We start from the raw sequence: 5029 nt of genomic DNA on the forward strand, positions 1-5029 counted from the left end.
AGAAAACGGAAAAGTAGAACTGGCAAAATGAGACGAAGTAATACACAATCGTTAAGCGAGGTTTTAAAACAGTATATCGAGGAAAACCGCATCGAGCGGAAATTAAAAGAAGTGGATATTGTGCAGGGCTGGGAAAACCTGCTTGGGAAAACCATTGCACGTTACACCCGCAATATTTACATCCGAAACCGGATTTTATATGTTGAAATAACTTCGGCAGTAGTGAAAAACGAGTTGTTTTTAATGCGCGAAGAAATTTGCCGGCGCATTAACCAGAATGCAGGTGAAGAAATGATTACCCGAATTGTTTTTAAATAACTACTTGATACTGAATACTCGATACTGAATACTCGATACTGAATACTTGATACTGAATACTCGATCCTTGATTCCGGATCCTTAAAATCTGAAACTAAATAGAAATGAACATAGACGAATTAAACGAAAAATTTGGCGTTGAAGGCGAAGTGGGCTTTATGGAACTTGATGGCGACCTGCCTTTTATTACTATTACAAATAAATATGCTGAAGCCGATATTTGCCTTTACGGCGCGCAAATTACCCGATACAGGCCCATGCGAACTACCGATGTTTTATGGATGAGTCCGTACAGCGTTTTCGAAAAAGGCAAAGCAATTCGTGGTGGTATTCCGGTTTGTTTTCCGTGGTTTGGCCTGCATGCAAGTGATTCTGCATTGCCGCAACACGGTTTTGCCCGCACATCGATGTGGGAAGTTACGGAGTTGGATACTTTGGAAAAAGGGGAGACTTACGTTTCCGTGCAGCTAAAATCGTCGGATGAAACAAAAGCATACTGGCCCTATGATTTTATTGCTGAATTGATTTTTGTTGTTGGTGATTCGTTGTCGGTTACATTAAAGGTGACTAATCCTTCCGACTCGGCTATTTCGTATACATCGGCATTGCACACTTATTTTAACCTTTCGGCTATTGAAAACATAAAAATTGCGGGACTGGCAAATACGCATTACGAAAACCAGCTGGACGGCAATCGGTATGTTCAGGAAGAAGAATTGCTTGAAGTATCGGAAGCTATAACAAGGCATTATTTCGATACCGAAGCCGATTGTATCATTCACGACCCGTATTTTAAGCGCGACATCCGCATTGCCAAAGAGGGCAGCAAATGTTCAACCGTTTGGAATCCTGGTGCTGAAGCCTGCGCGCAAATGAGTGACATGCCCAACGACGGATATGAAACGTTTGTTTGCCTCGAAACGGTGAACAAGATCAACGATCAGATTGATCTGGCTCCGGGGGAATCGCACGAAACTACAGCGGTAATTAGTGTTGAATAAAAAAAACAAATCAAGGGTTGAAGACATTAATCAGGAATTAAGTTTCAGCCCTTGATTCGTATATGTGACTTATTCGTAATCGTAAAAACGTTCGAAAGTAGAAAAGAAAAAGTCGGCTTCACGGGTTGCGTTTTCGTCGCTGTCGGCACCATGAACCGCATTTTCGGTAACACTGCAGGCAAACAACTTGCGAACGGTGCCTTCTGCTGCATTTTCAGGATTGGTAGCTCCAATCAGTTTGCGAAAATCTTCAATGGCATTTTCTTTTTCTAAGATGGCAGCTACAATTGGCCCCGAACTCATAAACTTAACCAGGTTATCGTAAAAGGGTTTTCCTTTGTGAACTTCGTAAAAGGCACCGGCTTGTGTAGTGGACATGCGCGTGAGTTTCATTGCGCGAATTTTAAAACCGGCATCGTTTATCATTTTTAAAATTGCGCCCTCGTAGTTTTTTCTCACCGCACCGGGCTTAATCATTGTAAAGGTTCTGTTACCAGCCATTTTAAAAGTTTTAGTAGTTATTGTCTGTTTATTGGTTCAAGCCTCGTAATAAAAGCTTGTCTTTTACAATATTAACAAAATTTGGGTTATTAGCGTTTTCAGGCGAGGTAAGATTTTTTATCTTTGCGCATTCTAATTTTTGCGAATTTTGAAAAATACTGACATAGAGATTATTACATCGATTAAGACATTGCTTGCCACTTCAAAAAAGAAGCTGGTAATTATTCCGCATGAAAATCCGGACGGCGATGCTATTGGTTCGGCGCTGGGACTGGGGCAGGTACTTGCCGATTTTGGGCACGAGGTTAAAGTGCTGTCGGCAAACGACTATCCCTTGTTCTTGAAATGGTTTTCTTCAGATGTTCCGGTAATTATTTACGATAAAGACAAAAAGAAAGCTAAAAGCTGGCTCAATCAGGCCGATGCAATGATCTGTGTGGATTTTAACGAAGCCTCGCGTGCCGGGAAACTGGAAAAGAAAATTCTTGAATTTGAGAATAAAAAGGTATTGATCGATCATCATCCTTACCCCACACAGTTTTGCGATTTTATGGTTTCCGAAACTTCGTACAGTTCAACTGCCGAATTGGTTTTTGATGTACTTGAAACTATCGGATTAAATGAAAACCTGTCGCAAAAAGCAGCTGAAGCCTTGTATACCGGTATTTTGACTGACACAGGAGGTTTTAGTCATAACATCTCGAAAAACACTTTTAAAGTGGTTTCCGGGTTGCTGAATTACGAGATAAACACCGATAACATTCAGTCATCGGTATTTCATAACTATTCGGCCGACCGGATGAAATTACTCGGCTATTGCCTGAATGAAAAAATGCAGGTTTTTCCTGAGTACCGGGCTGCAGTAATAAGTATTAGTAAAGAAGAATTAAAACGGTTTAATTTTCAGCCCGGCGATACCGAAGGTTTTGTAAATTACCCGTTATCAATTAAAAATATAGTTTTCAGCGCCTTGTTTATCGAAAAAGATGAATATGTGAAAGCATCTTTTCGCTCAAAAGGAAATTTTCCGGCCAATAAATTTTCGTCGAGCCATTTCAATGGTGGCGGGCATTTAAACGCAGCCGGAGGTGAATCGGAACTTAATTTTGAAAAAACTTTATTAAAGTTCGCGCAACTTTTACCTGAGTATAAGCATCAGTTGTTGGAAACAACTATTTAAAAAATGTTAAAAATGAAATTAGTTACAAAATTTTTATTGGCGATTATTATCGGAGTAGCAGTGGCGTCGTGTATTGAGGAGGCAGAACCATATATTCCGCCAACAAAAGCCGAAGAGGACGCATTGTTAGCAGAGTATCTTGATACCCTGACCAACAGAGGGCTGGATATTGATACAACAGCAATGGGTGTTTATTACATTATCGATTCGATCGGAAACGGCACTTTCCCTCAGGACGGAGATACCTGTGTGGTAAAATATTCCGGAAGGTTTATCGATGGTAGTGTATTTGATTCAACCGGGGATAATACCTGGGAGTATGTATTAGGTGCCGAAGGATTAATTGACGGATGGAATGACGCAACACGTTTTATTGATGAAGAAGGTTCTGCTTTTTTAATTATTCCATCGGAACTTGGTTATGGAGCAAGCGGTGCCGGCAGTATTCCGCCAAATACTACGATAGTTTTTTTAGTAGATATGGTAGAAATCAAACCACATAATTAAATTTGCACCAAATTATAAGTTGAACGAGACTGTTTTAAACAATAGAAAATAATTAAAGATCAGATGAAGAAAATAGTATCATATATTATATTGATGTTAGGGGTCGTTGCCTTTTTTGCCTGTAACGATGGAATTGATTACCAAAAAATGAGGGATAATGAATTGGCGTTATTGGATGATTACCTGGCAATTGCTCACCCGGGAGCGGAATCTACTGCGTCTGGTCTTTATTATTTTAATGAACCGGGTACCGGCGAAGGCGACACCATAAAAGTTGGTGACCGTGTTCAGCTATTTTATGCTACGTGGTCGTTGGTTGAAGGGCCGGATAGTTTATTGGTTGACGAAACAAACGGTTATTTGGATGGGCACAGATACGATCCTTATGAGGTTACCGTTGGTACCGGAGGATCAATTAAAGGGCTCGAAGAAGGTTTGCTTTATATGCAGCCCGGAACAAGATCGCACTTAGTAATCAACTCTGAACTGGCATACGGTCAGCAAGGTTCAGGGTATGCTATCGGAGCTTTTCAAACAGTATTAATGGAGGTGGAAATTTACAAGGTTATTCCTTTTGAGATTTCTGCCAACGAAGAAGAATAATCCTTTGCTCTTTGTTTGCGATGAACAGAGCACAATTATTTAAAAAATTACTGCCCGGTTTTATTCCTCTGTTTGTTTTCATCGCTGCTGATGAAATATGGGGGACTAAAATCGGGCTTTTTGTTGCTATTGGGGTAGGTGTGGCTGAAATGGCCTGGATAGCCATTAAAGAAAGGCGATTTGAGAAGTTTGTACTTTTTGATACCTTGTTGTTGGTGGCGCTTGGTGGCGTTTCAATACTGCTTGATAACGATATTTTCTTTAAACTGAAACCCGGACTGATCGAATTGATACTGGTGACTGTTCTGGCCATTTCAGCATTCTCAAATGTTAATATAGTTGGGTTGATGGGGCAGCGCTATATGAAAGATGTAGCCTTTAATACCGCCCAAATGCAGCAGATGCGCAAAAGTATGAAGAGCCTGTTCTTTATCTTTTTGGGGCATACTGTTTTGGTGTTTTATTCGGCCTTTTTTATGAGCAAAGAAGCCTGGGCTTTTATCAGTGGCGGATTATTCTACATCATTTTTGGTGTTTATTTTTTTTATGAATTTTTGCGTCAGAAGCAGAAACAAAAAGCGCTTACAAACGAAGAGTGGGTGCCGCTGGTTGATGAACAGGGAAAGGTTACCGGTCAGGCGCCACGCAGCCAGGTGCACAACGGAAGCAAGTTGTTACATCCGGTGGTACATTTGCATGTGCTGAATAATAAAGGTGCGATCCTTATTCAAAAACGTCCTGCCAATAAAATCATCCAACCCGGAAAATGGGATACCGCTGTTGGCGGTCACATTTCGGCAGGTGAGACTTTGGAACAAGCACTTAAAAAGGAAGTTTTTGAGGAAATCGGTTTAAAAGAGTTTTCGGCAAAACTGCAGAAAGTATATAAATGGGAGTCGGAGGTGGAAGCCGAATTGAT

Annotated in this window: 7 protein-coding genes; 6 read left to right on the top strand and 1 reads right to left on the bottom strand. The window is 40.7% G+C overall.

Translation table 11 applies throughout. The annotated features are described in order from the left end of the window. Both ABZB17_RS20440 and ABZB17_RS20445 read left to right on the top strand, forming a co-directional pair. Window positions 1-318, top strand: a 318-nt coding sequence (locus ABZB17_RS20440; protein WP_372653122.1) for a DUF721 domain-containing protein, incomplete at its 5' end; no start/stop codon positions are given. A 104-nt stretch (window positions 319-422) separates the two neighbouring features. Then, entirely contained in the window at window positions 423-1319 is an 897-nt protein-coding gene (locus tag ABZB17_RS20445) for a D-hexose-6-phosphate mutarotase (RefSeq protein WP_372653125.1), read from the top strand. Window positions 1320-1388: 69 nt separating this feature from the next. Here ABZB17_RS20445 and ABZB17_RS20450 read toward each other — a convergent pair whose 3' ends face one another. Continuing rightward, window positions 1389-1820, bottom strand: coding sequence for a nucleoside-diphosphate kinase (locus ABZB17_RS20450; protein WP_045033069.1), 432 nt, complete (start codon window positions 1818-1820; stop codon window positions 1389-1391). A 148-nt stretch (window positions 1821-1968) separates the two neighbouring features. On the opposite strand from ABZB17_RS20450, the gene ABZB17_RS20455 reads away from it, so the two are divergent. The 4 genes from ABZB17_RS20455 to ABZB17_RS20470 all read left to right on the top strand — a co-directional run. Next, window positions 1969-3000, top strand: a complete 1032-nt coding sequence (locus ABZB17_RS20455; protein WP_372653128.1) for a bifunctional oligoribonuclease/PAP phosphatase NrnA — start codon at window positions 1969-1971, stop codon at window positions 2998-3000. Window positions 3001-3012: 12 nt separating this feature from the next. Beyond that, window positions 3013-3507 carry an FKBP-type peptidyl-prolyl cis-trans isomerase gene (locus tag ABZB17_RS20460; protein ID WP_372653130.1) on the top strand — a complete coding sequence of 165 codons (495 nt, stop codon included), beginning with the start codon at window positions 3013-3015 and terminating at the stop codon, window positions 3505-3507. Window positions 3508-3570: 63 nt separating this feature from the next. Further along, the gene (locus ABZB17_RS20465) at window positions 3571-4110 is read left to right on the top strand and encodes an FKBP-type peptidyl-prolyl cis-trans isomerase (RefSeq protein ID WP_372653132.1); all 540 of its coding nucleotides are present in this window, start codon (window positions 3571-3573) and stop codon (window positions 4108-4110) included. Between the two features lie 20 nt (window positions 4111-4130). Beyond that, the coding region (locus ABZB17_RS20470; RefSeq protein WP_372653134.1) for an NUDIX domain-containing protein at window positions 4131-5029 on the top strand (899 nt) is incomplete at its 3' end.

Source organism: Draconibacterium sp. (genome assembly GCF_041583095.1).
GTDB lineage: Bacteria > Bacteroidota > Bacteroidia > Bacteroidales > Prolixibacteraceae > Draconibacterium.

Coding starts and splice junctions, on each gene's coding strand:
- ABZB17_RS20445 (WP_372653125.1), top strand. CDS start 423: ATGAACATAGACGAATTAAACGAAAAATTTGGCGTTGAAGGCGAAGTG.
- ABZB17_RS20450 (WP_045033069.1), bottom strand. CDS start 1,820: ATGGCTGGTAACAGAACCTTTACAATGATTAAGCCCGGTGCGGTGAGA.
- ABZB17_RS20460 (WP_372653130.1), top strand. CDS start 3,013: ATGAAATTAGTTACAAAATTTTTATTGGCGATTATTATCGGAGTAGCA.
- ABZB17_RS20465 (WP_372653132.1), top strand. CDS start 3,571: ATGAAGAAAATAGTATCATATATTATATTGATGTTAGGGGTCGTTGCC.